The sequence below is a fragment of the Nocardioides dokdonensis FR1436 genome, from assembly GCF_001653335.1.
Taxonomy (GTDB): Bacteria; Actinomycetota; Actinomycetes; order Propionibacteriales; family Nocardioidaceae; genus Nocardioides; species Nocardioides dokdonensis.
This window is the reverse complement of sequence record NZ_CP015079.1, coordinates 599,102-621,578: the sequence shown is the minus strand read 5'-3', so window position 1 is coordinate 621,578 and position 22,477 is coordinate 599,102. Positions and strand designations below refer to the sequence as shown.

Annotated in this window: 19 protein-coding genes; 18 read left to right on the top strand and 1 reads right to left on the bottom strand. The window is 72.5% G+C overall.

From position 1 onward, the window contains the following. Nucleotides 1-5: 5 nt before the first annotated feature. Complete coding sequence (locus I601_RS02980) at nt 6-845, bottom strand: IclR family transcriptional regulator (protein WP_218917739.1); 840 nt, start codon at nt 843-845, stop codon at nt 6-8. A 152-nt stretch (nt 846-997) separates the two neighbouring features. On the opposite strand from I601_RS02980, the gene I601_RS02975 reads away from it, so the two are divergent. From I601_RS02975 to I601_RS02890, 18 genes are all read left to right on the top strand, one after another. After that, nucleotides 998-1,549, top strand: coding sequence for an FAS1-like dehydratase domain-containing protein (locus tag I601_RS02975; protein ID WP_068106243.1), 552 nt, complete (start codon nt 998-1,000; stop codon nt 1,547-1,549). After that, a complete protein-coding gene (locus I601_RS02970) occupies nt 1,546-1,971 on the top strand; it encodes a Zn-ribbon domain-containing OB-fold protein (RefSeq protein WP_068106240.1) in 426 nt (141 codons plus the stop codon). The genes I601_RS02975 and I601_RS02970 overlap by 4 nt, the downstream gene beginning before the upstream one ends. After that, entirely contained in the window at nt 1,968-2,429 is a 462-nt protein-coding gene (locus I601_RS02965) for a hotdog family protein (protein WP_068106237.1), read from the top strand. The genes I601_RS02970 and I601_RS02965 overlap by 4 nt, the downstream gene beginning before the upstream one ends. Continuing rightward, complete coding sequence (locus tag I601_RS02960; protein WP_068106234.1) at nt 2,429-3,613, top strand: lipid-transfer protein; 1,185 nt, start codon at nt 2,429-2,431, stop codon at nt 3,611-3,613. The genes I601_RS02965 and I601_RS02960 overlap by 1 nt, the downstream gene beginning before the upstream one ends. Nucleotides 3,614-3,653: 40 nt before the next feature. Further along, nucleotides 3,654-4,883 (top strand): DegT/DnrJ/EryC1/StrS family aminotransferase, encoded by a 1,230-nt coding sequence (locus tag I601_RS02955; protein WP_218917738.1) that lies wholly within the window; start codon nt 3,654-3,656, stop codon nt 4,881-4,883. A 4-nt stretch (nt 4,884-4,887) separates the two neighbouring features. Then, entirely contained in the window at nt 4,888-5,736 is an 849-nt protein-coding gene (locus tag I601_RS02950) for an SDR family NAD(P)-dependent oxidoreductase (protein ID WP_068106231.1), read from the top strand. Then, nucleotides 5,733-6,887: a steroid 3-ketoacyl-CoA thiolase gene (locus I601_RS02945; protein WP_068106228.1), complete on the top strand. Its 1,155-nt coding sequence runs from the start codon at nt 5,733-5,735 to the stop codon at nt 6,885-6,887. Before I601_RS02950 ends, I601_RS02945 begins: the two co-directional genes overlap by 4 nt. Nucleotides 6,888-6,916: 29 nt before the next feature. After that, a complete protein-coding gene (locus I601_RS02940; protein ID WP_068106226.1) occupies nt 6,917-9,166 on the top strand; it encodes an acyl-CoA dehydrogenase in 2,250 nt (749 codons plus the stop codon). 40 nt (nt 9,167-9,206) lie between these two features. Beyond that, a complete protein-coding gene (locus I601_RS02935; RefSeq protein WP_068106222.1) occupies nt 9,207-10,436 on the top strand; it encodes an acyl-CoA dehydrogenase family protein in 1,230 nt (409 codons plus the stop codon). Between the two features lie 2 nt (nt 10,437-10,438). Beyond that, nucleotides 10,439-11,638, top strand: coding sequence for an acyl-CoA dehydrogenase family protein (locus I601_RS02930; RefSeq protein ID WP_068106219.1), 1,200 nt, complete (start codon nt 10,439-10,441; stop codon nt 11,636-11,638). A gap of 10 nt (nt 11,639-11,648) precedes the next feature. After that, nucleotides 11,649-12,785: a steroid 3-ketoacyl-CoA thiolase gene (locus tag I601_RS02925; protein ID WP_068106216.1), complete on the top strand. Its 1,137-nt coding sequence runs from the start codon at nt 11,649-11,651 to the stop codon at nt 12,783-12,785. After that, nucleotides 12,782-13,402, top strand: a complete 621-nt coding sequence (locus I601_RS02920; RefSeq protein ID WP_218917737.1) for a PaaI family thioesterase — start codon at nt 12,782-12,784, stop codon at nt 13,400-13,402. Before I601_RS02925 ends, I601_RS02920 begins: the two co-directional genes overlap by 4 nt. Next, nucleotides 13,399-14,223, top strand: coding sequence for an SDR family NAD(P)-dependent oxidoreductase (locus I601_RS02915; protein WP_068106212.1), 825 nt, complete (start codon nt 13,399-13,401; stop codon nt 14,221-14,223). The genes I601_RS02920 and I601_RS02915 overlap by 4 nt, the downstream gene beginning before the upstream one ends. An 11-nt stretch (nt 14,224-14,234) precedes the next feature. Next, a complete protein-coding gene (gene casG, locus I601_RS02910; RefSeq protein ID WP_068114238.1) occupies nt 14,235-15,875 on the top strand; it encodes a steroid-24-oyl-CoA synthetase in 1,641 nt (546 codons plus the stop codon). A 73-nt stretch (nt 15,876-15,948) separates the two neighbouring features. Then, nucleotides 15,949-17,580 (top strand): steroid-24-oyl-CoA synthetase, encoded by a 1,632-nt coding sequence (gene casG / locus I601_RS02905; protein WP_068106210.1) that lies wholly within the window; start codon nt 15,949-15,951, stop codon nt 17,578-17,580. A gap of 20 nt (nt 17,581-17,600) precedes the next feature. Next, nucleotides 17,601-19,232, top strand: a complete 1,632-nt coding sequence (locus I601_RS02900) for an ABC transporter substrate-binding protein (RefSeq protein ID WP_169834652.1) — start codon at nt 17,601-17,603, stop codon at nt 19,230-19,232. A 94-nt stretch (nt 19,233-19,326) separates the two neighbouring features. Further along, the gene (locus I601_RS02895) at nt 19,327-21,000 is read left to right on the top strand and encodes an AMP-binding protein (RefSeq protein WP_068106207.1); all 1,674 of its coding nucleotides are present in this window, start codon (nt 19,327-19,329) and stop codon (nt 20,998-21,000) included. A gap of 148 nt (nt 21,001-21,148) precedes the next feature. Next, on the top strand, nt 21,149-22,414 hold the full coding sequence (locus tag I601_RS02890; RefSeq protein ID WP_068106204.1) for an HNH endonuclease signature motif containing protein: 1,266 nt from the start codon (nt 21,149-21,151) through the stop codon (nt 22,412-22,414). The last annotated feature ends 63 nt before the right edge of the window (nt 22,415-22,477 follow it).

Sequence of the window (22,477 nt, the reverse complement as noted above, 5' to 3'; positions counted from 1 at the left end):
ACGTCTCAGCCCGCCGCGCGGGAGCGCGTCGTCGGCGCCGCGTGCTGCGGCTCCCAGTGGGGGAACATCAGCTGGGAGGTGCGCCGAGCGGCAGCGACGACCAGGGGGATCATCGAGTCGAGCCGCAGCGAGCCCCGCCCGGCCAGCGAGATCGCGGCGATCGCTCCGTCGGGTCCCCGGACGGGCACCGCGACGGCTGTGACGTCGGGCCCGAGCTTGTGCACCTCGTGCGCGGACACGCCGTTGCGCAGGCGGATCTGGTGCAGCTGGGCATGCAGCCGGGGGAGGTCCGGGCGTGGGTGTCCGGGGGCCGGATCCGCCGCCAGCAGCGCGTCGACGCGCTCCGCCGGCAGGCACGCGAGGAGGGCCCGGCCCAGCACGGTCCGGTGGGCGGGCAGCCGCCCGCCGACGCGGCTGGGCAGCGTCGGTGATGCCCGGCCGCCGATCTTGTCGAGGTACCTCACCGACGCGTCGTCGAGGACGCCGAGGTGGGCGACGGCCCCGGTGCGCGCGTGCAGCTCGTTGAGGAGGTCGGCGGCGGCGCTGCGCAGCTCGCCGTGGTCGGTGGCGCGGGCCGTCATGCCGAGCACGCGGCCACCGACGCGGTAGCCGTGGGCATCGTGCTCGAGCCACCGCAGCGTCACGAGCTGGCTCAGCAGCCTGAAGGTGGTCGAGCGGGGCAGCCCGGTGCCGGCGCTGATGTCCTCGAGCCGGTGGTAGCCATCGTGGGCCAGGAACAGGTCGAGGATCTGCGTCATCCGTTCCACGACCCCGGGCCGAGGGGCCGTCGCGGGGTCGTCCTCGGGGTGGGCGTCGACCGGCCGGTCATGGTGCTGCGTCAGCACTGTCACAGGAACCTCTCAATCGCTTGCTCAAGTGAAACTAGCACCGTCCGGGCCAGGTCGCACCCAGTGGGACCGAGGTGGCGACAAGACGGCCGAAGTGTGGTTCATTCACCTTACCCAAGCGCTTGCTCAACAATGTCGGAGGTGCAGCCGTGCACGAGCTCGAGGCTCAGTTCGAGCAGTTCGTCGGCGAGGTGGCCGAGCCGCCTCGCGTGGCGAGGTACGCCGTCAACGAGGCGATGATCCGGAACTGGGTCGAGGCCCACGACGACCGCAACCCCGTGTACGTCGACCGGGACGCGGCGCGTGCCACGGGTCGCGACGACCTCATCTGCCCGCCCGCCATGATCACCACCTGGGTGATGCAGGGCTACCGGCGCTGGCGCGAGGTGCAGCAGCTGCGAGCCGAGGGGCAGCAGGAGAGCCACGCCTACTCGCGCCTGCTCGCGCTCCTCGACGACCACGGCTTCACCTCCGTCGTCGCCACCGGCCAGGAGCAGGAGTACCTGCGCGAGCTGCACCCCGGCGACCGCGTGACCTGCCACTTCACCATCGAGTCGATCTCACCGCTCAAGAGGACCGGTCTGGGGCTCGGCTGCTTCATCACCCTGCGCAAGCGCTACGTCGACCAGCGCGACGAGCTCGTCGTGGACGAGCGCTTCGTCATCCTGCGCTTCAACCCCGGATCGAAGGAGATCGCATGAGCGACGCACCGCGGACCTCGGTCCCGCACCTGACCATCACCCAGGACAACGAGTTCTGGTTCACCGCCGCCCGTGAGGGACGCCTGGCGATCCAGCGCTGCAGTTCCTGCGAGACCCTGCGCCACCCTCCGGCACCCGCCTGCCCGTCGTGCCGGTCCTTCGAGTGGGACAGCGTGGACTCCACCCGCCGGTGCACCCTGCACAGCTGGACGGTCATCCACCACCCGAAGGACGACGCCTTCGACTACCCCCTCGCGGTGGGCCTGGTGGATCTCGAGGAGGGCACCCGGCTGGTGGCCGACATCAGCGGGGTCGACCACGACGACCTGCGCATCGGCCTGGAGCTCGAGGTGGGCTTCTCCGAGCACGCCCACGGCGAGGTGCTGCCGCAGCTGCGCCCGCGGAGCGGGGGAGCGGCATGAGCATCCTCTTCGCCCCGGTCGTGACCGGGACCCTGTCGTTCGAGGACTGCGTCGTGGGCACCGCCCTGCCGACGCTCGACCTGCCGCTGGACCGCACCCTGGTCGTGGCGACCGCGATGGCCTCGCAGGACTTCGAGGACGTGCACCACGACCCGGGCAAGGCCACCGAGCGCGGCACCCCGGACATCTTCATGTCCATCAACTCCACCAACGGCTTCATCGACCGCTACGTCACCGACGTCTTCGGCCCGACCGCGCGGATCAGCAAGGTCTCGCTGCGGCTGGGCGTCCCGAACTTCCCCGGCGACACGATGACCTTCACCGGTGAGGTGGTCGAGGTGGACGGCGCCACGCTCACCGTCTCGGTGGTCGGCAGGAACGCCCGCGGCGCGCACGTGACCGCGGAGGTCCGGCTCGTGCCCACCCGCCCCACATCCAGCGACGAGGGAGACAACTGATGACCGGCTTCGGCTTCTCCGGCAAGGCCGCGATCGCCGGCATCGGCGCGACCGAGTTCTCGAAGGACTCCGGTCGCAGCGAGTGGCAGCTGGCGTGCGAGAGCACCCTGGCCGCGCTCGAGGACGCCCAGATCGGCGTCGAGGAGGTGGACGGCTTCGCGCTGTTCACCATGGAGACCAACCCCGAGATCGCGGTCGCCCGTGCGCTGGGCATCCCCGAGCTGACGTTCTTCAGCCGGATCCCGCACGGCGGCGGCGGCGCGTGCGCGCCGGTGCAGCAGGCCGCGCTGGCCGTGGCCTCGGGCGTGGCCGACGTCGTGGTCGTCTACCGCGCCTTCAACGAGCGCTCGGGCCACCGCTTCGGCGCCGGACCCCCGCCGTTCGCCTACAACCAGAACACCGACCAGGAGTACCGCAACTGGATCAACCCCTACGGGCTGCTCACCCCCGCCCAGCAGGAGGCGTTCCTCGCGCGGACCTACATGGAGCGCTACGGCGCCACCAGCGCCGACTTCGGCGCCATCTCGGTGCTCTCGCGCAAGCACGCCGCCACGAACCCGAAGGCGTGGTTCCACGAGCGCCCGATCACGATCGAGGAGCACCAGGCCTCGCGGATGATCGCAGACCCGCTGCGGCTGCTCGACTGCTGCCAGGAGAGCGACGGCGGCCAGGCGCTGGTCATCGTCAGCGCGGAGCGCGCCCGCGACCTCCCGCACCCGCCCGCCGTCATCACCGGCGCTGCCCAGGGCGTCGGCCCGCAGCAGATCTCGATGAGCAGCTACTACCGCGACGACATCGACCACATGCCCGAGGTCGAGCTCGTGGCGCGCCAGCTCTGGGAGCAGTCCGGCACCGGTCCCGACGGCATCGACGCGGCGATCCTCTACGACGCCTTCACCCCGATGGTGCTGCTGCAGCTGGAGGAGTACGGCTTCTGCGGTCGCGGCGAGGCCCGGGACTACATCGCCGACGGCCACCTCGAGCTCGACGGCCGGCTGCCGATCAACACCCACGGCGGGCAGCTCGGCGAGGGCTACATCCACGGCGTCAACGGGATCGCCGAGGGCGTGCGCCTGATCCGCGGTACCTCCGTCAACCAGCCCACCAAGACCCTGGACAACGTGCTCGTGACCGGCGGCTCGCCGGTCCCGCACAGCGCCCTCGTCCTCTCCACCGACCACTGACACCCCGGGGGCGCGCCCCCACATCTCCAGGAGAACTCCCATGACCCAGACCCCTCCCGCGCCCCTGACCGAACGCATCACCTACGCCCGCGCCACCCACGGCGAGGAGGAGATCGCCGCCGTCATGGCCGTGCTGCGCAGCGGCCACCAGGGCCTGCGCATCGGCAAGCACGTCAAGGAGATGGAGACGCGTGTCGCCGAGCTGAGCGGCAAGAAGTTCGGAGTCATGTGCAACTCCGGCTCGTCGGGGCTGTACCTGGCCATCGAGCTCCTCGACCTGCCGAAGGGCAGCGAGGTCATCACCTCGCCGCTGACCTTCTCCACCGACGTCGCCCCGATCGTGCGCGCCGGCCTCATCCCGGTCTTCGTCGACGTCACCCCTGACACGTTCAACGTCGACGAGGACGCCATCGAGGCGATGGTCACCGACAAGACCTCCGCGATCCTGATCCCCAACCTCGCGGGCAACTGCCCCGACTGGGACAAGATCCGCGCGGTGGCCGACAAGCACGGCCTCAAGGTCATCGAGGACACCTGCGACGCGCTCGGACCCACGCTGCGCGGCACCCCCACCGGCGCCCGTGCCGACATCGTGGTCACCAGCTTCTCGATGGCCCACATCATCACCTGCGCCGGCACCGGCGGCATGGTCCTGATGGACGACGAGGAGACCCGCGACAAGGCGCTGCTGCTGCGTCGCTGGGGCCGTCGCTCGGAGCCGAACCTGTTCGGCAACGGCAGGGGCCGCGTCTTCCGCGAGGACCTCGACGGCGTCGAGTACGACAACGACTTCATCTTCGACCTGCTGCCCTGGAACTTCGAGCCGTCCGAGCTCGGCGCCGCCTACGGCACCGTGCAGCTCGACAAGCTCCAGGCCAACTACAAGCGGCGCAAGGACACCTTCGCGGCCTACACCGCCGCCTACGCCAAGCACCCCGAGTTCTTCACGACCCCGCGCGAGACCGAGGGCCTGGACACCGCCTGGCTCTGCTACCCGGTGCTGATCAACGCCGACGCCCCCTTCACCCGCAGCGAGCTGCAGGAGTTCATCGAGAACGCCGGCATCGACACCCGCACCGTGTGGAGCGGCAACGTCACCCGGCACCCGATGATGAAGGGTGTCGAGCACCGCGTCCCCGAGGGCGGCCTGCCCCACGCCGACGCCGTCTTCGAGCGCGGGATGACCCTGGGCATGAGCCACGGGCTCACCGACGCCGAGGTCGCCCACATCGGCGCCAGCATCGACGCGTTCGCCACCTCCAAGAAGTGACGCGATGACCCAGGACACGACGGGGCGTCTCGGGGGACGCCGCGCCCTGGTCACCGGCGCCAGCCGGGGGATCGGGGCCGGCGTCGCCGAGCGCCTCGCGGCCGAGGGTGCCGACGTGGTGCTCGTGGCCCGCACGCTCGAGCCCGGCGGCAACCCGCTGGGCGGCAGCCTGCGGGAGACCGCCGAGCGGCTCGAGGCGTACGGGACGAGGGTCGAGACCCTGGCCGCAGACCTGACCGACGAGGACGACCGGGCCCGCGTCGTCCCCGCCGCCGCCGAGCTGCTCGGCGGCCCCGTCGACGTCCTGGTCAACAACGCGGCCGCGGCGATCTACCAGCCGATGGCCGACTTCTCGCTGAAGCGCCGCCGGCTGACCTTCGAGGTCAACGTGCACGCGCCGATGGACCTGATCCAGGCTGCGCTGCCGGGGATGCGGGCCGCGGGGCAGGGCTGGATCGTCAACGTATCCAGCGCGAGCGCCCGGCACTTCCCCGGCCCGCCCTTCGAGCTCGTCGAACCCGGGGCGGACCTGGCGGTGTACGCCGCCTCGAAGGCCGCGCTGAACCGCCTGACCAACGGACTGGGCGCCGAGCTGCACGGCAGCGGCGTACGGGTCAACGCGGTGCAGCCGCGGGCAGCGGTGCTCAGCGAGGGTGCCGCCGAGCTCGTCGGCGACACCCTGCGCCCCGACCAGGTGGAGTCGCTCGAGGAGATGGTCGAGGGCGTCCTCGCGCTCTGCGACTGCCCCGAGAGCGTCACCGGCCGCACCACCGTGAGCCTGGACCTGATCCGCGACTGGGACCTCACCGTCCACGGTCTCGACGCCCGCCCCTGGGAGAGGACCCCCGCATGAGCACCGACCCGAGCAACCGACCCGTCATCGTCGACGCCGCCCGCACGCCCTTCGGCAAGCGGGAGGGCTGGCTGTCCGGCGTGCACGCCGCGGAGCTGCTCGGCGCCGCCCAGCGCGGCGTCCTCGAGCGGCTGGACCTCGCCCCCGAGACCGTCGAGCAGGTCATCGGCGGGTGCGTCACCCCGATCGGTGAGCAGTTCGGCCACGTCACGCGCACGGCGTGGATGCACGCCGGGCTGCCGCACCACACCGGTGCCACCACGATCGACGCCCAGTGCAGCACCGCTGCCCAGGCGCTCCAGCTCGTCGCCGGCTCGATCGCCCTCGGCTCGCTCGAGGTCGGGATGGCCTGCGGCGTGGAGCTGATGTCGCGGGTGCCGCTGACCTACAAGACCGGGCTCGGCCTGGGCCATGCCCGTCCCGAGGGCTGGGCCGTCGACAGCCCCGACCAGTACACCGGCGCCGACCGGATCGCCGTCAACCGCGGGTTCACCCGCGAGGACCTCGACGCCTTCGGCCTGCGCTCGCAGCAGCGCGCCCGGGCCGCCTGGGACGCCGGCCGCTTCGACGGCCAGATCATCCCGATCACGGCTCCCGGAGCGGATGGCGACACCGTGGTCACTCGCGACCAGGGGCTGCGCGAGACGTCGATGGAGGCCCTGGCGCGGCTCAGCCCGGTCAAGGAGGGCGGGCTGCACACCGCCGGCACCTCCTCGCAGGTCTCCGACGGCGCCAGCGCCGCGGTGCTGATGTCCCAGGCGCGCGCCCGCGCCCTGGGTCACGCGCCGCGGGCCCGCCTGCTCGGCCAGTGCCTCATCGGCGGCGACACCGAGTACCTCCTCGACGGTCCCGTGGCGGCTGCGTCGAAGGTGCTGGCCTCGACCGGGCTGAGCATCGGCGACATCGACGTGTTCGAGGTCAACGAGGCGTTCGCCTCGGTGCCGATGTCCTTCGCGCAGGTGCACGGGGTCGACGAGGAGAAGCTCAACCCCAGCGGCGGCGCCATCGCGCTGGGCCACCCGGCCGGCGCGACCGGCATCCGCCTCATCGCCACCGCCATCGAGGAGCTGGAGCGTCGGGACGCACAGCTGGCGATGGTGGCGATCTGTGCCTCGGCCTCGACGACCTGCCTGATCCTCGAACGCGCCTGACCCCGTCCACCGCACCCAGGAAGCACCTCATGCCCCTCGCCCTCACCTCCGAGCACCGCGACCTCGCCGACTCCGTCGCGGCCTGGGCGCGCCGCGCCGCCTCCGTGGAGTCGACCCGCGCCCAGCTGACGGACCTGGGGGCCGGCAAGCGCCTCGATTCCTGGGACGCACTGGTGCGTCAGGGTCTGCACGCCATCCACCTGTCCGAGGAGCGGGGCGGCGCCGGCGCCGGCCTGCCCGACCTCGCGGTCGTCGTCGAGCAGCTGGGTCGTGCGCTCTTCCCCGGCCCGCTGCTGAGCACCGTGATCGCCAGCGCGGTGGCGGCGAGCCTGCCCGAGCACCCGCTGGCCGGCGAGCTGGTCGAGGCGTACGCCGGCGGCGCCACCGGTGCGCTCGTGGCCACGAGCGGGCTGAGCGCCACCCGCGACGGCGACGGCTGGGTCGTCGACGGCACCTCGCTGCCCGTGCTGGGGCTACCGGGGGCCGAGATCGTCCTGGTGCGCACCGACCAGAGCGCCGACCCGGCCGCCGAGCCGGTCTGGTTCCGCCTGGCGGACGCGCCGAGCGCGCAGGTGCTCGTCGACGAGCCCACCGACCTGACCCGCTCGGTGGGCCGGTTGGAGCTCCGGGGTCACCGGGTCGGCGCCGCCGACCTGCTGCCCGCGGCGGCCCCGGACCATCTCGACCTCGTCACCGGCGCCCTGCTCGCGGCCGATGCCAGCGGCGTCGCCCGCTGGTGCGTCGACACCGCGGTCGAGCACGTGAGCACCCGTGAGCAGTTCGGTCGTCCCGTCGGCAGCTTCCAGGCCGTGCAGCACAAGGCCTCGATGATGCTGGTGCGCGCCGAGATCATCTGCGCCGCGGCGTGGGACGCCGCCCGCGCCCACGACCACCCCCTGGAGCAGCAGCGCCTGGCGGCCGCCCAGGCACACGTCTCGGCCCTGCCGGCGGCCGTCGACACCGCGCTCGAGTGCGTGGCGCTGATGGGCGGCATCGGGTTCACCTGGGAGCACGACACCCACCTCTACTGGCGTCGTGCCATCAGTCTCGCCTCGCTCGGGGGACCCGAGGAGGAGTGGGTCGGCCGGCTCGGCGCCACCGCGCTCGGGGTCGAGCGCGACTTCTCGTTCGTCGACGACGACTCGCTGCCCGACCTCGCTGCCGAGGTGCGCGAGGTGCTCGACACCGTCGTCGGCCTGCCCGACGACGGGCTCCCGGCCAGCGGCTGGGCGCCGTCGCGGGGCGGCAGCCGCCAGGAGGCGCTCGCCGCGGCGCGGCTCGTCGCTCCGCACTACCCCGCCCCGTGGGGTCGCGGAGCAGGGCCCGAGGAGCAGGCCGTCATCGCCCGCGAGTTCGTCCGCCGCGGTCTCGCCCAGCCCTCCACCGTTATCGGGGAGTGGGTGCTGCCGACGCTGATGGTGCACGGCACGCCCGAGCAGCAGGAGCGCTTCATGGGCCCCACGCTGCGTGGCGAGATCTTCTGGTGCCAGCTCTTCAGCGAACCCGGCGCCGGCTCCGACCTGGCCGGGCTGAGCACCCGCGCCCGCAAGGTCGAGGGCGGCTGGTCGCTGACCGGGCAGAAGGTCTGGAACTCGATGGCGCACGAGGCCGACTGGGGGGTGTGTCTGGCACGGACCGACCCCGACGCCCCCCAGCACCAGGGGATCTCCTACTTCCTGGTCGACATGCGCTCGGCCGGGGTCGACGTACGGCCGCTGAAGCAGGCCACCGGTCTCTCGGAGTTCAACGAAGTCTTCCTCGACGACGTGTTCGTGCCCGACGAGTGCCTGGTCGCCGGCCCCGGCGAAGGTTGGAGGCTCGCGGTCACCACGCTGTCCAACGAGCGGCTGTCCATGGGGGCGCGGCTCAGCCACGGCTCCACCGCGCTGGTGCGCTCGGTGATCGACGAAGGCACCCACGCCGCCACCCGTGAGCAGGTGCTGCGGGTGCTCGGACGCTGCGTGGGCCGGGAGATGGCGTTGTCGTCGCTGAACCTGCGCAGCGTGCTGGCGCGGCTCTCCGACCTCGACCTCGGGGCCGAGATCAGCGTCCAGAAGGTCTTCAACGCGATCGCCCAGCGCGACAACTCCCGAGACCTGCTCAGCGTGCTGGGTCCGTGCGGCGCCGTGGCCCGCCCGGCCCGCGAGCGCACCGCGGCCGGCACCGAGTCGGACCCGGTCATCGACCACATCGGTCTGCCGTCGGTGCTCTTCGGCGGCGGCACGATCGAGATCCAGCTCAACGTCATCGCCCGACGGGTGCTCAGGCTGCCCCGCTGAAAGCACCCCATCGACCACCACCCTAGGAAGCGGCGCTGCCATGCACCCAGAACTGTCAGACTCCTCGAAGGTCCTGCGCGCCGAGCTGCGCGAGTACTTCGCTCGGACCATCAGCGACCAGGACCGGGCCGACCTGGTCACCCAGACCGAGGGCGGGCCCACCTTCGACCGCATCCTGCGCCAGATGGGTGCCGACGGCTGGCTCGGTCTCGGCTTCCCCGCCGAGTACGGCGGTCGCGGGGAGGACCCCGAGGCGCTCTTCGTCTTCTACGACGAGTGCATCCGCGCCGGGGCGCCGCTCTCGCTGGTCACGCTCAACACCGTCGCACCGACCCTGATGCACCAGGGCACCCAGGCGCAGAAGGACTTCTTCCTGCCCCCGATCCTCAAGGGCGAGCTGATGTTCGCGATCGGCTACACCGAGCCCGGTGCCGGCACCGACCTGGCGTCCCTGCAGACCCGGGCGCGCATCGACGGCGACGAGCTCGTGATCAACGGCAACAAGATCTACACCAGCGCCGGCGTCTTCGCCGACTGGGTCTGGCTCGCTGTGCGCACCGACCCCGACGCGCCCCGGCACCAGGGCATCTCGATCGTGCTCGTGCCGACCTCGGCACCGGGCTTCTCGGTCACCGAGATCCACACGGTGGGTGGCATCAGCACCGCCGCGACCTACTACGAGGACGTGCGGGTCCCGCTCAGCAACGTCGTGGGCGAGCTGAACCAGGGCTGGAAGCTGCTCACCGGTCAGCTCAACCACGAGCGCGTCGCGCTCGCTGCCCGCAACGGCATCGCCAACGAGATGTACGACCAGGTGCTGCGCTGGGCGCTGGAGGAGAAGATCGGCGACCGCCGCTTCTACGACATCCCCTGGGTGCGCAGCACCCTCGCCGAGGTCTACGCGCTGCTCTCCGCGGCCGACCTGATGAGTCTGCGCCTGGTCGCCGACGTCGCCACCAACACGCTGGGTGGCGGGGACTCCGCGGCCGCCAAGGTGTTCGGGACCGAGGCCGTCGTCAAGGCCTACGGCCAGCTGCAGCAGGTGCTCGGCGCCGCTGGGCTGTTGCGTCCGGGGACGCCCGGTGCTGCCCTCGAGGGCCGCGTCGAACAGCTGGCCCGCCGTGCCCAGAACAACACGTTCGGCGGCGGCACCAACGAGGTCATGCGCGACATCGTCGCTGCCAAGACCCTCGGCATGACCCTCGGCGCGCGTCGCAAGGCCGACGCCGACACGACGACCCTGAAGACCACCGACAAGGCCGGGAGCTGACCATGGAGTTCGAGCTGCAGGACGACCACGTCGAGGTCCGCGACCTCGCCGCCAAGATCTTCTCCGACCTCGCCGGCCTCGACCGGGTGGTCGAGGTCGAGACCCACGAGGCCGGCTTCGACCGCACGCTGTACGGCGTGCTGGCCGACTCCGGGATGCTCGGCATCGCCGTGCCCGAGGCTGACGGCGGCGCCGGACTCGGCCTGCTGGGCCTCGTCGCGCTGCTGGAGCAGCAGGGCAGGCGCCTGGCCGCGGTGCCGCTGTGGTCGGTGGTGGCCGGTGCTGCGCTGCCGATCGCGGAGTTCGCGACCGAGGAGCAGGCCGGGCGCTGGCTGCCCGGCCTCCTCGAGGGCACCTCGATCATCACCGGCGCCTTCGACGCGGCGCCGGGGGAGCGGGCCGCGCTGCGGGGCCGCCTCCAGGGCGACGACCTGGTCGTCTCCGGCGAGGTCCTCCACGTCCCGGCCGGCGGTGTCGCCGACGCCGTCGTCGTCCCCGTCGCCCTCGACGACGGCAGCCTGCGGGTGGCCGTCGTGCCCACGACGGCTGCGGGGCTGGGCCTCACACCGATCTCGGTCACGAGCCACGAGAACGCCGCCACCGGGACCTTCGCCGAGGTCGTCGTCAGTGGCGCCGACCTGCTCCCGGCCGATGGTCAGGAGGTGGTCGACTGGACCCGCGCCCGCATCCGGGTCGCCCTCGCCGCGGTCCAGGTCGGCGTGTGCGCCGAGGCGTTGCGCATCACCGCCGAGTACACCTCGCAGCGGGTGCAGTTCGGCCGCCCGATCTCGACGAACCAGGCGGTGAGCAACCGTGCCGCTGACTGCTACCTCGACACCGAGGCGATCCGGCTGACCACCTACAAGGCTGCCTGGCTGCTCGACTCGGGTGCCGAGGCGGCGGCCCGCAGCGCCTCGCTCGTCGCGAAGTGGTGGGCGGCGACGGGCGGCCTGCGCGTCGTCCTCTCCGGGCAGCACCTGCACGGCGGCATCGGTGCCGACATCACCTACCCGATCCACCGCTACTTCCTGTGGGGCCGTCAGCTGGCCTGCTACCTCGGCGGGGCCGAGGCCACTGCCGCCGAGCTCGGCGACACCCTCGAGACGGCGCCGGCGGTCGGAGCGTCGGCACGAGTGCCGGCCAACGGGAGCTCGGCTCCCTCGCACGGTCGACCCGGCCTACGTTCGTCCGTACCGTCCTGAGGAGAGAGCCATGCCAGCACCCGTCATCGTCGACGCGGCCCGCACGCCGTACGGCCGCCGCGGCGGCGCCCTGTCGAGCATGCACGCCGTCCAGTTGCTCGCCCGCGCCCAGCAGGGTGTCCTGGACCGCACCGGCCTCGACCCCGAGCTCGTCGGTGAGGTGATCGGCGGCTGCGTGACGCAGGCCGGCGAGCAGTCCGGCAACGTCGTGCGGATGGCCTGGCTGCACGGTGGGCTGCCGCAGGAGGTGGGCTCGACCACCATCGACGCCCAGTGCGGCTCCGCCCAGCAGGCCGTGCACCTGATCGCCGCCCAGATCGCAATGGGCCACATCGACGCTGGCCTCGCCTGCGGCGTGGAGGCGATGAGCCGGGTCCCGCTGCTGGCCAACCTCGGCGACGGCTCGTACGGTCGCACCCGCCCCGACGACTGGGCCGTCGACCTGCCGGCGCAGTTCGAGGCCGCCGACCGGATCGCGGACCGGCGCGGACTGACCCGGGAGGACCTCGACGCCTTCGGCGCCCGCTCGCAGCAGCGCGCCCGCCTTGCGTGGGACGAGGGCCGTCTGGACCGCCAGGTGATGCCCGTGACCCTGGCCGACGGGACCGTCGTCGACCGCGACGGGGGCCTGCGGGAGACCAGCACCGAGGTGCTGGCCGGCCTGCGCACCATCCGGGAGGGCGGGCTGCACACCGCCGGCACCTCCTCGCAGATCTCCGACGGCGCGACCGCCGCACTCCTCGTGAGCGAGGACCGCGCCCGCGAGCTGGGGCTGCGCCCGCGCGCCCGGATCGTGGCCCAGTGCCTGCTCGGCGCCGAGCCGCAGTACCTCTTGGACGGCCCGGTCCGAGCCGGGCAACGGCTGCTCGAGCGCACCGGTATGAGCATCAGCGACATCGACCTCTTCGAGGTGAACGAGGCCTTCGCCTCGGTCCCGCTCTCCTTCGAGCGGGTCCACGGCGTGGATCCCGACAGGCTCAACGTCAACGGGGGAGCGATCGCCCTGGGCCACCCGGTCGGCTCGACGGGCATCCGGCTCATCGCCACCCTGGTCGACGAGCTCGAGCGGCGTGACCAGACCTTCGGCATGGTCGCCATCTGCGCCGGCGGCGCCCAGGTCACCGGCGCGATCATCGAGCGCCTGTGAGCGCCGTGACGACCAGCGAGGTCGGGCACGACCAGGTCGCGGCCGCCGCCGAGCTGACCGAGGCCACCCGCAGGCTGATGCTGGCCGCCGCCACCACCGACCTCGACCCCGATGAGGTCCGTGCGGCGGGCCGGGCGATGGACGCGCTCACCCGCACCCTCTCCGCCCGCAGTCGCCCCCGGGCCCTGCGGGCCCCGTTCGACGGACCCGCCGACGCCCGCGCCGGCGGTCCCGACTCACCCTGGCGCTCCTTCGCCTACAACCCCCAGGCGTTCCCCCTCGAGATGCACTTCGACGGCCGGTCGGCGCGGGCGCGGACCACGGCCAACTCCCTCTACGAGGGACCTCCCGGCCTGGTCCACGGCGGCTTCACCGCCCACCTGCTCGACAGCCTGCTGGGCACCCTGACGCAGTCGCTGGGGCTGCGTGCCGTCACCGCGACGCTCGACCTGCGCTACCTGGCGCCCACCCCGCTCGACGTCCCGTTGGACCTGCACGCGCGGGTCGTGGACACCACCGGGCGCCGTACGCGCGCCGAGGGCTGGATCGAGCACGACGGGGTGCGCACCGTCGAGGCCCACGGGCTCTTCATCGACATCACCGGGCGCACGCGATGACCGTGGAGCTGACCGGCCTGGACGGCAAGGTCGCCGTCGTCACCGGCGCCGGGCGGATGCGCTCGATCGGGCGCGCCATCGCCGTCGAGCTCGCCCGCGCCGGGTGCGACGTCGTGATCACGGGCACCGGACGCGACCCCAGCGGCTACCCCGACGACGAGCAGGCCGCAGGCTGGCGCGACATCGACTCGGTCGCCGAGGAGGTCCGGGCGCTGGGACGGCGCGCCCTCCCGGTCGTGTGCGACGTCTCCGACGAGGTTGCCGTCGAGGACCTGCTGGCCCGCACCGTGGACGAGCTGGGTCGCGTCGACGTGGTCGTCAACAACGCCGCCGCCTCCCGCGGCGGTGACCGGGTGCCCGTCGTCGACCTCGAGGTCGAGGCCTGGGACCGGGTGCTGGCGATCAACCTGCGCGGCACGTTCCTGATGACCCGCGCCTTCGCCCGCCACCTCGTCGTGCAGGGCGAGGGCGGCAGCATCATCAACATCTCCTCGATCGGCGGCAAGCTCAGCGGCGCCGGGACGGCGGCGTACTCCGCCTCCAAGGCCGGGGTGCAGTCCCTGACGTCCTCGACCGCCAAGGAGCTGGGCAAGCACCGGATCCGGGTCAACGCCATCTGCCCCGGCGTCACCGAGACCGGGCGCCTGGACGACCAGTCCTCGGAGACGTGGCAGGCCTACGTCGCCGCGAACCTCCCCCTGGGACGCGTCGGCACGCCCCAGGAGGTCGCGTACGCCGCGGTCTTCTTGGCCAGCGACCAGGCTGCGTGGGTGAGCGGACAGGCCTGGAACGTCGACGGCGGACAGCTCACGGTGCGGTGAGGGGCCAGCAGGTGACGACACGAGACGAGGCGGTGGCGCGGCTGACGGCGCCCGGAGCGCCCTTCGAGATCCACACCGAGGACGTGCTGGGGGAGCCGATGGAGGTCTTCGCCCACCGCCACCGCTCCCTGAGCGAGCTGCTCCAGCGCTCGCGCGGCTTCGGGGACGCCGAGTACCTGGTGACGACCGAGCGTCGCCTCGGCTTCACCGAGCACCTGGACGAGGTCGCCGCCCTGGCGCAGGCGCTGCGCGTCGAGCACGGCGTCGGCAAGGGCGACCGGGTGGCGATCTGTGCAGCCAACTGCCCCGAGTGGGTCGTCGCCTTCTGGGCCACGGTGTCGCTGGGTGCTGTGGCCGTGGGGATGAACTCGATGTGGGCCGGCCCCGAGCTGAGGCACGGGCTGGACCTCACCGAACCCCGGGTGCTGATCGCCGACGAGCCGCGCCGAGCGCTCGCGGGGGAGCAGTCGGTCCCCGTGCTCAGCATCGAGGCGGATCTGCCGGCCATCGTCGCGCGGCACCGGGGCACCGCGTCCGACCCCACCGCCGTCGACGAGGACGATCCCGCGGTCGTCCTGTTCACCAGCGGCACGTCGGGTCGTCCCAAGGGCGCCACGCACTCGCACCGCAACGTGCTCTGCGCGCTCTGGTACCACCTGCTCAACGACGCGGTCGCCGCGGAGATGGGGGTCCCGCAGTCCGGGCGCCGGTTCCTGCTCGCCACCCCGCTCTTCCACATCGCTGCCCTGCACAACCTGGCGGTGATCCGGCTGGCGGTCGGTGACACCGCGGTCATCCACCTCGGCCGCTTCGACATCGACCGGGTCCTCCGACTGGTGGAGGCGGAACGGGTCACCAACTGGGGCGCGGTGCCCACGATGCTCGGTCGCGTCGTCGAGCTCGGTGACCGGCTGGGCGACTACGACCTGTCCTCGCTGCGGACCCTGTCGGTCAGCAGCGCGCCCTCGTCCCCGGAGCTGAAGGTGGCGGTCCGCAGGTCCCTGCCGCAGGCCGCTCGCAGCTTCGGCACCAGCTACGGACTGACCGAGGCCGCCATGGCCGCCACCGTCGCCACGGCCGCGGAGCTGGAGGCGGACCCGGACACGGTGGGCCGGGCGGTGCCGACCATGCAGGTCGAGGTCCGCGACGACGCCGGCCACGTGCTGCCCGACGGCGTCGAGGGCGAGGTCTGCCTGCGCGGTCCGCAGATGATGCTCGGCTACTGGCGCAACCCCGAGGCGACCGCCGCCTCGACGGCCCCGCACGGCTGGTACCGAACCGGCGACCTCGGGACGCTCCGGGACGGCCGGTTGCGGATCTCCAGCCGGCGCTCCGACCTCATCCTGCGCGGCGGCGAGAACGTCTACCCCGCCGAGGTCGAGCACGTGATCGCCGGCCACCCCGCCGTCCACGAGTGCGCCGTGGTCGGCGTCCCCGACCCCGACCTCGGCCAGGCGGTCGCGGCGCTCGTGGTGCTCCGGCCGGATGCCCGGACTGAACAGGAGGAGCTGTGCTCCCACGTCATCGCCGCCATCGCCCGCTACAAGGTGCCCACCCGGTGGGTGCTCAGCACCGAGCCCCTGCCCCGCAACGCCACCGGCAAGGTCGACCGCAGCCAGCTGGTGCTCCTGGCTGACGCCTGGATCGGCTGACCCCGGCCGCGGGCGGCTCTCGTTCACCGGGAGCCGTCCCCCGCCGGGTCCGGGGGACTGGTTGCATCGGCCCGTGACGACACGAGACGAGGCGGTGGCGCGGCTGACGGCGCCCGGAGCGCCCTTCGAGATCCACACCGAGGACGTGCTGGGGGAGCCGATGGAGGTCTTCGCCCACCGGCACCGCTCCCTGAGCGAGCTGCTCCAGCGCTCGCGCGGCTTCGGGGACGCCGAGTACCTGGTGACGACCGAGCGTCGCCTCGGCTTCACCGAGCACCTGGACGAGGTCGCCGCCCTGGCGCAGGCACTGCGCGAGGAGCACGGCGTCGGCAAGGGCGACCGTGTGGCGATCAGCGCCGCCAACTGCCCGGAGTGGATCCTGGTCTTCTGGGCCACGATCTCGCTGGGTGCCGTCGCGGTCGGTGCGAACTCCCTGTGGGCGGCCCCCGAGCTGGCCCACGGGTTGGAGCTGACCGGGCCCCGCGTGCTCTTCGTCGACGGACCGCGAGGGGCCCTCGCCGGTGAGCAGTCCTTCCCGGTGCTCAGCATCGAGACCGATCTCCCCGCCATGGTCGCCCGGCACCGCGGCGCGGCGCTGGATCAGACCCCGGTCAGGGAGGACGACCCCGCCGTCATCCTCTTCACCAGCGGGACGACGGGGCGACCCAAGGGCGCCACGCACTCGCACCGCAACGTGCTCTGCGCGCTCTGGTACCACCTGCTCAACGACGCGGTCGCCGCCGAGATGGGGGTCCCGCAGTCCGGGCGCCGGTTCCTGCTCGCCACCCCGCTCTTCCACATCGCTGCCCTGCACAACCTGGCGGTGATCCGACTGGCGGTCGGTGACACCGCGGTCATCCACCTCGGCCGCTTCGACGTGGACCGGGTCCTGCGCCTCGTCGAGGCCGAGCGCGTGACCAACTGGGGTGCCGTCCCCACGATGCTCTCGCGGGTGGTCGAGCTCGGTGACCGGCTCGCGGACTACGACCTGACCTCGCTGCGCTCGGTCTCGGTCAACAGCGCCCCCTCGTCCCCCCGGCTCAAGGCCGCCCTGCGCGAGGCCCTCCCGGTCGCCGCGCGCTCGCTGGCGACGACGTACGGGCTGACCGAGTCGTCGACCGCGGCGACCGTCGCCACGGCCGCGGAGCTCGAGGCGGACCCGGACACGGTGGGCCGGGCGGTGCCGACCATGCAGGTCGAGGTCCGCGACGACGCCGGCCACGTGCTGCCCGACGGCGTCGAGGGCGAGGTCTGCCTGCGCGGTCCGCAGATGATGCTCGGCTACTGGCGCAACCCCGAGGCGACCGCCGCCTCGACGGCCCCGCACGGCTGGTACCGCACCGGCGACCTCGGGACGCTCCGGGACGGCCGGTTGCGGATCTCCAGCCGGCGCTCCGACCTGATCCTGCGCGGCGGCGAGAACATCTACCCCGCCGAGGTCGAGCACGTCATCGCCAGCCACCCGGCGGTCCACGAGTGCATCGTCATCGGGGTCCCCGACGCCGACTTCGGGCAGGCGGTGATGGCCCTGGTCGTGCTGCGTCCCGATGCCGCGACCGACGAGGGCGACCTCGCGGCCCACGTCGCGGCCCGGGTCGCGCGCTACAAGGTCCCCACCCGTTGGGCGCTGGGCCACGAGCCCCTGCCCCGCAACGCCACCGGCAAGGTCAACCGAGGCCAGCTCGCGGTGGCTGTCCGTCCATGACACGCGACCAGAGAGAAGCCATGACCCTCCAGACACCCCGCACCATGCGCAGCACCCGCACCCGGGTGGCGCGCCTCAGCAGCGCGGCGCTCGTCGGCGCCCTGGCCCTCGGCGGCTGCGCCTCGACCGACGACCAGAAGTCGGAGCAGCCGCCCGAGACCACCGCCCTCACCGAGGGCATGCGCGGCGTCACCGACGCCGGCGACCCGGTCGACGGCGGCACCGCGACGTACGCCGGCTACGCACAGCCGGGCGCCCTCGACCCGGGCACCACGATCGCGGCCGCCACCACCGGCGGCATCGAGATGGCCAACATCTACGACACCCTGCTGCGCTACGACAGCGAGGAGCAGGACTTCGTCCCCCAGCTGGCCGAGAGCCTCGAGGCGGACGACGAGTTCGACACCTTCACCCTCACCCTGCGCGACGGGGTCACCTTCTCGGACGGGGAGACCCTCGACGCGGCGGCCGTGGTCTGGAGCCAGGAGCGCTACGCCGGGATGCCGGCCCCCGAGGCGGCGCTGTGGAACGGCAACGTCCAGAGCGTGGAGGCCACCGACGACCGCACGGTCGTCTACGAGCTGGCCCGGCCCTGGCCCGGCTTCCCCAGCATCCTGTCCACCGGTCCGGGCATGGTCGTCGCCGAGTCCTCCGTGAAGGGCGGCGACGACGCGTTCGAGCCGGTCGGCGCGGGGCCCTTCGAGCTGAAGAGCTGGGCTCGCGACGAGGAGATGGTGCTCTCGGCGCGCGAGGACTACTGGGACGGCGCCCCGCACCTCGACGAGTTCCGCATCGTCTACCTCAACGACCAGGTCACCAGCGTCGAGTCGCTGCGCGGCGGCGGCGTCGACCTCGCCGTGGCTCGGGACCCCGACGTCGTCAACACGGTGGTCGAGGAGGAGCTGCCCGGCTACGTCAGCATGACCGCGGCCTCCAACATGGCGCTCATCAACGCCACGGAGGGGCGCCCCGGTGCCGACCCGCGCGTGCGTCGCGCGATGGCGCTGGCCATCGACCCCGTGCTCCTCGCCCAGCGTGCCTTCGAGGGCGCTGGGCTCAACGGCGACCAGCTCTTCCAGGACTACTCCGTGTGGCACACCGAGACCGGCGGCCCCGGGCACGACCCGGACGAGGCCAAGGCGCTCGTCGAGGAGGCCAAGGCCGACGGCTGGGACGGCGAGATCGAGTACCTCGACGGCACCGACCCCGGCTCCAGCAAGACGATGCAGGCGGTGAAGGCCTCGCTCGAGGCGGTCGGCATGGAAGTCACGCTGCGGCCGATGCGCACGATCGCCGAGCAGATAACCGCGATCGTGATCGACCGTGACTACGACGTCGCCGCCTGGGGCCTGAACTACCGCGAGGCCGACCCGTTCTCGAAGATGTACTCGACCCTGCACAGCGACGGGACCCAGGTCTACGGCATGGCCACGAGCCCGGAGCGGGACGCGCTGCTCGAGGAGCTCCAGGCCACCGCCGACCAGGACGCCGCGGTCGAGGTCATGGACCGCATCCAGCAGGAGTACAACGAGTCCATCCCGTTCCTGAACTGGAGCCCGTGGGCCGAGTACATCGCCTGGGACACCGACGTCCACGGCGTCGTGGGCCTGGCCAGCTCGATGATCCTGATGGCCGACGCCTGGATCGACTGACCGGGCCGCGGTCCGGCTCTCGGTCAACGGGAGCCGGACCGCGCCCCGCACGGGGGACTGGTTGCATCGGCACGACGTGATCGAGGGGACTGACGTGGAGACTTTTGCCGAGGTGGTGCGCAGCCGGGCCGGCGACCCGTCGATCGGGCTGCGGTTCGAGGACCGGAGCTGGACCTGGGGCGAGGTGGTCCAGGAGGCCGCCGACCGGGCCGCCGCGCTGGCCGCACGGGTCCCGCGTCCGGACGACCGTCAGGTCCACGTCGGGGTGCTGCTCGAGAACGTGCCCGACTTCGTCTTCTGGGTCGGCGCCGGGTCTCTCGCCGGGGCCGTCGTCGTCGGGATCAACGCCAGCCGCAGCGGCCCCGAGATCGCCCAGGACGTCCAGCACGCCGACGTCGACGTGATCGTCACCGAGTCCCGGCTGCGGCACCTGGTCACCGACACGGGGCACGGCGTGCCCGAGGAGCTGGTGCTCGACGTCGACACCGCGGAGTACGCCGCCCTCCTGGCCCCCCACCGGGGAGCGGCGCTGCCGGCGCAACTCCCGGCCCCCGACCAGCTGGCGATGCTGCTCTTCAGCTCCGGCTCGACCGGTGCCCCGAAGGCCGTGGTCGTCGGCCAGGGTCGACTCGGCCGGTTGACCCAGGCGATCGTGGGGCGCGTGCGGATGCGGCCCTCGTCGATCACCTACCTGTGCATGCCCCTCTTCCACGGCAACGCGGTGATGATGAACCTCGCTCCCGCGATGGCGGTCGGGGCCCAGGTCTGCATGACCCGGAAGTTCTCGGCCAGCGCCTTCGGCGACGACCTCCACCGCTTCGGCGCCACCTACGTCAACTACGTCGGCCGGGCGCTGTCCTACGCCTTGTCCAAGCCCGTCGACCCTCGCGACGCCGACTCAGCGCTCGAGCTCGCCTTCGGCACCGAGGCCTCCGAGGCCGACGTGGCGAACTTCAGCGCCCGCTTCGGCTGCGAGGTGATGGAGGGCTACGGCCTCAGCGAGGGCGTGTTCCGGATCAACCGGACCCCCGACACCCCGACGGGTGCGCTGGGGCTCCCCGCCAACGACGCCGCCGTGCGGGTGCTCGACGAGAGCACCGGTGTCGAGTGCCCGCGGGCGCGCTTCGACGCGCAGGGCCGGCTGGTCGATCCCGCTGCCGTCGGCCAATTGGTCGCCGTGGGTCTTGCTCACACCTTCGAGGGCTACTACAAGAACCCCGGGGCGTACGCCGACCGGGTCAAGGGCGACGACTTCTGGTCGGGCGACCTCGGCTACCGCGACGAGGACGGCTTCTTCTACTTCGCCGGTCGCTCCTCGGACTGGCTGCGCGTTGACAGCGAGAACTTCTCCGCGGCGCCCGTCGAGCGGCTGCTGCAACGCATGGACGGGGTCGCATCGGCTCCCGTCTTCGCGGTGCCTGACCCCCGCACCGGGGACCAGGTGATGACGGCCCTGGAGCTCGAGCCGGGTGTCGACCTCGACCCCGTCGCGTTCGGCGCCCACCTCGAGCAGGCCCCGGACATGGGTGCCAAGTGGTGGCCGCGCTTCGTGCGGATCGTCGCCGAGATGCCCCTGACCGGCAGCGGCAAGGTCGACAAGGCTCCGCTGCGCCGCGAGGGCTGGCTGACCCGGGACCCGGTCCTCGTGCGCGTGGGCCGCACCAGCGCGTACGTCCCGCTCGACGACGCCGGACGGCGCACCATCGAGGCCGAGTTCGCCGAGCACGGCCGCTCGGCGCTGCTGCCGGCCGCACCGGTCTCCGGCTGACAGCCGAGCGGTCACTTCTGCACCATCGACCAGTCACCTCTGCACCCTCGAGCAGTCACTTTATGCACGCTCGAAAAAGTTTTCGATCCGCCTGTGGAAAACGCCGTTTGACCTGGCGTTTTACCTAGCGGCTTGGGAGAATGGCCCCATGACCGCGACGGCACTGCACCCCATCGGCGACGCTGTCGCGCGGGTGCACTCGGTGTTGGACGACGTCGCTGAGACCCCGGCCTGGTCGATGGGCCAGGCCGACGCCGCTGAGGTGCTGGTGCAGATCGCACGGGCCGAGGCGAGGTTGGTCGAGCTCCGCTCGCGGGCGCTGGTCCAGGCGGAGGCCGTGGCGGTCCAGGATCGCAACGCCTCGCCGTCGTTGGCGGTGTGGCACGCCTACGCGACCCGGTCGACGAAGCGGGAGTCGTTCCGCGAGGTCCGCCTCGCCACCGGTCTGGAGCGGTACGGCGTCGTGCGTGAGGCGCTGGGTCGTGGTGAGCTCAACGCCGAGCAGGCGGGCGTGATCACCGCAGCGCTGGAGGTGCTGCCCGATGACCTGGACGCCGGGGTGCTGGAGCAGGCCGCGAAGGCGCTGGTCGCCTACGCCGAGATCCACGACGCGAAGGCGTTGAGGATCCTGGGGCGTCGGATCCTCGAGGTCGTCGCCCCGGAGGTGGCTGAGGCGTGGGAGGCCGAGCAGCTGGCCAAGGCCGAGCGGGAGGCGGAGAAGGCGGCGGTGTTCCGGATCCGTGAGGACGGCGAGGGTCGCTGCAAGGGGTCTTTCACGGTGCCGCTGCTGGTCGGGCAGATGCTGGAGCGGGCGCTGCTGGCGTTCGCCGCACCCAAGCACCAGATCGCTACGCGCACCGGACAAGACGGCCAGGACGATCAGGCGCCGGTGCCGGTACGTCGGCCGACCGCACAGCGTCTGGGTGCGGCGTTCGTGGAGCTGATCGAGCGTCTCGACCCCGCAGCCCTGCCTCGGGCGGGCGGGGTGAACGCGACCGTGGTGGTGACGATGACCGCAGCGTCGTTGATGGGCGGACTGGCCGCCGCGACCCTCGACACCGGTGCTCGGGTCTCCGCCGCGACCGCACGGCGGCTGGCGTGCGAGGCCGGGATCATCCCGGTCGTGCTGGGTGGGAAGAGCCAACCCCTCGACGTCGGCAGGACCCGCCGGTTCTTCACCTACGCCCAGCGGATCGCTCTCGCAGTGCGGGACCGGGGCTGCACCGCCGAGGGCTGCGACGCCCCGCCCGCGATGTGCCACGCCCACCACGACGACCCCTGGTCCCACGGGCACGGTACGAAAGTCGCCCGGGGCCGGCTGCTGTGCCCGGTCCACCACCGCCGCATCCACGACCCGGAGTACGAGGCCGACGTCGGCGCCGACAACCAGGTCCGGTTCCACCGACGGACCTAGGAACAGGTCCACTCGGCTGCCCCACTGCGGCACCTCGTCGAAGGCGTCGAGCTGGTGGGGGAG

Excerpts from the sequence above, each read along its gene's own strand:
- I601_RS02970 (WP_068106240.1), top strand. The coding sequence starts at position 1,546 with ATGAGCGACGCACCGCGGACCTCGGTCCCGCACCTGACCATCACCCAG.
- I601_RS02965 (WP_068106237.1), top strand. The coding sequence starts at position 1,968 with ATGAGCATCCTCTTCGCCCCGGTCGTGACCGGGACCCTGTCGTTCGAG.
- I601_RS02960 (WP_068106234.1), top strand. The coding sequence starts at position 2,429 with ATGACCGGCTTCGGCTTCTCCGGCAAGGCCGCGATCGCCGGCATCGGC.
- I601_RS02955 (WP_218917738.1), top strand. The coding sequence starts at position 3,654 with ATGACCCAGACCCCTCCCGCGCCCCTGACCGAACGCATCACCTACGCC.
- I601_RS02950 (WP_068106231.1), top strand. The coding sequence starts at position 4,888 with ATGACCCAGGACACGACGGGGCGTCTCGGGGGACGCCGCGCCCTGGTC.
- I601_RS02945 (WP_068106228.1), top strand. The coding sequence starts at position 5,733 with ATGAGCACCGACCCGAGCAACCGACCCGTCATCGTCGACGCCGCCCGC.
- I601_RS02940 (WP_068106226.1), top strand. The coding sequence starts at position 6,917 with ATGCCCCTCGCCCTCACCTCCGAGCACCGCGACCTCGCCGACTCCGTC.
- I601_RS02935 (WP_068106222.1), top strand. The coding sequence starts at position 9,207 with ATGCACCCAGAACTGTCAGACTCCTCGAAGGTCCTGCGCGCCGAGCTG.
- I601_RS02930 (WP_068106219.1), top strand. The coding sequence starts at position 10,439 with ATGGAGTTCGAGCTGCAGGACGACCACGTCGAGGTCCGCGACCTCGCC.
- I601_RS02925 (WP_068106216.1), top strand. The coding sequence starts at position 11,649 with ATGCCAGCACCCGTCATCGTCGACGCGGCCCGCACGCCGTACGGCCGC.
- I601_RS02915 (WP_068106212.1), top strand. The coding sequence starts at position 13,399 with ATGACCGTGGAGCTGACCGGCCTGGACGGCAAGGTCGCCGTCGTCACC.
- I601_RS02900 (WP_169834652.1), top strand. The coding sequence starts at position 17,601 with ATGACCCTCCAGACACCCCGCACCATGCGCAGCACCCGCACCCGGGTG.
- I601_RS02890 (WP_068106204.1), top strand. The coding sequence starts at position 21,149 with ATGACCGCGACGGCACTGCACCCCATCGGCGACGCTGTCGCGCGGGTG.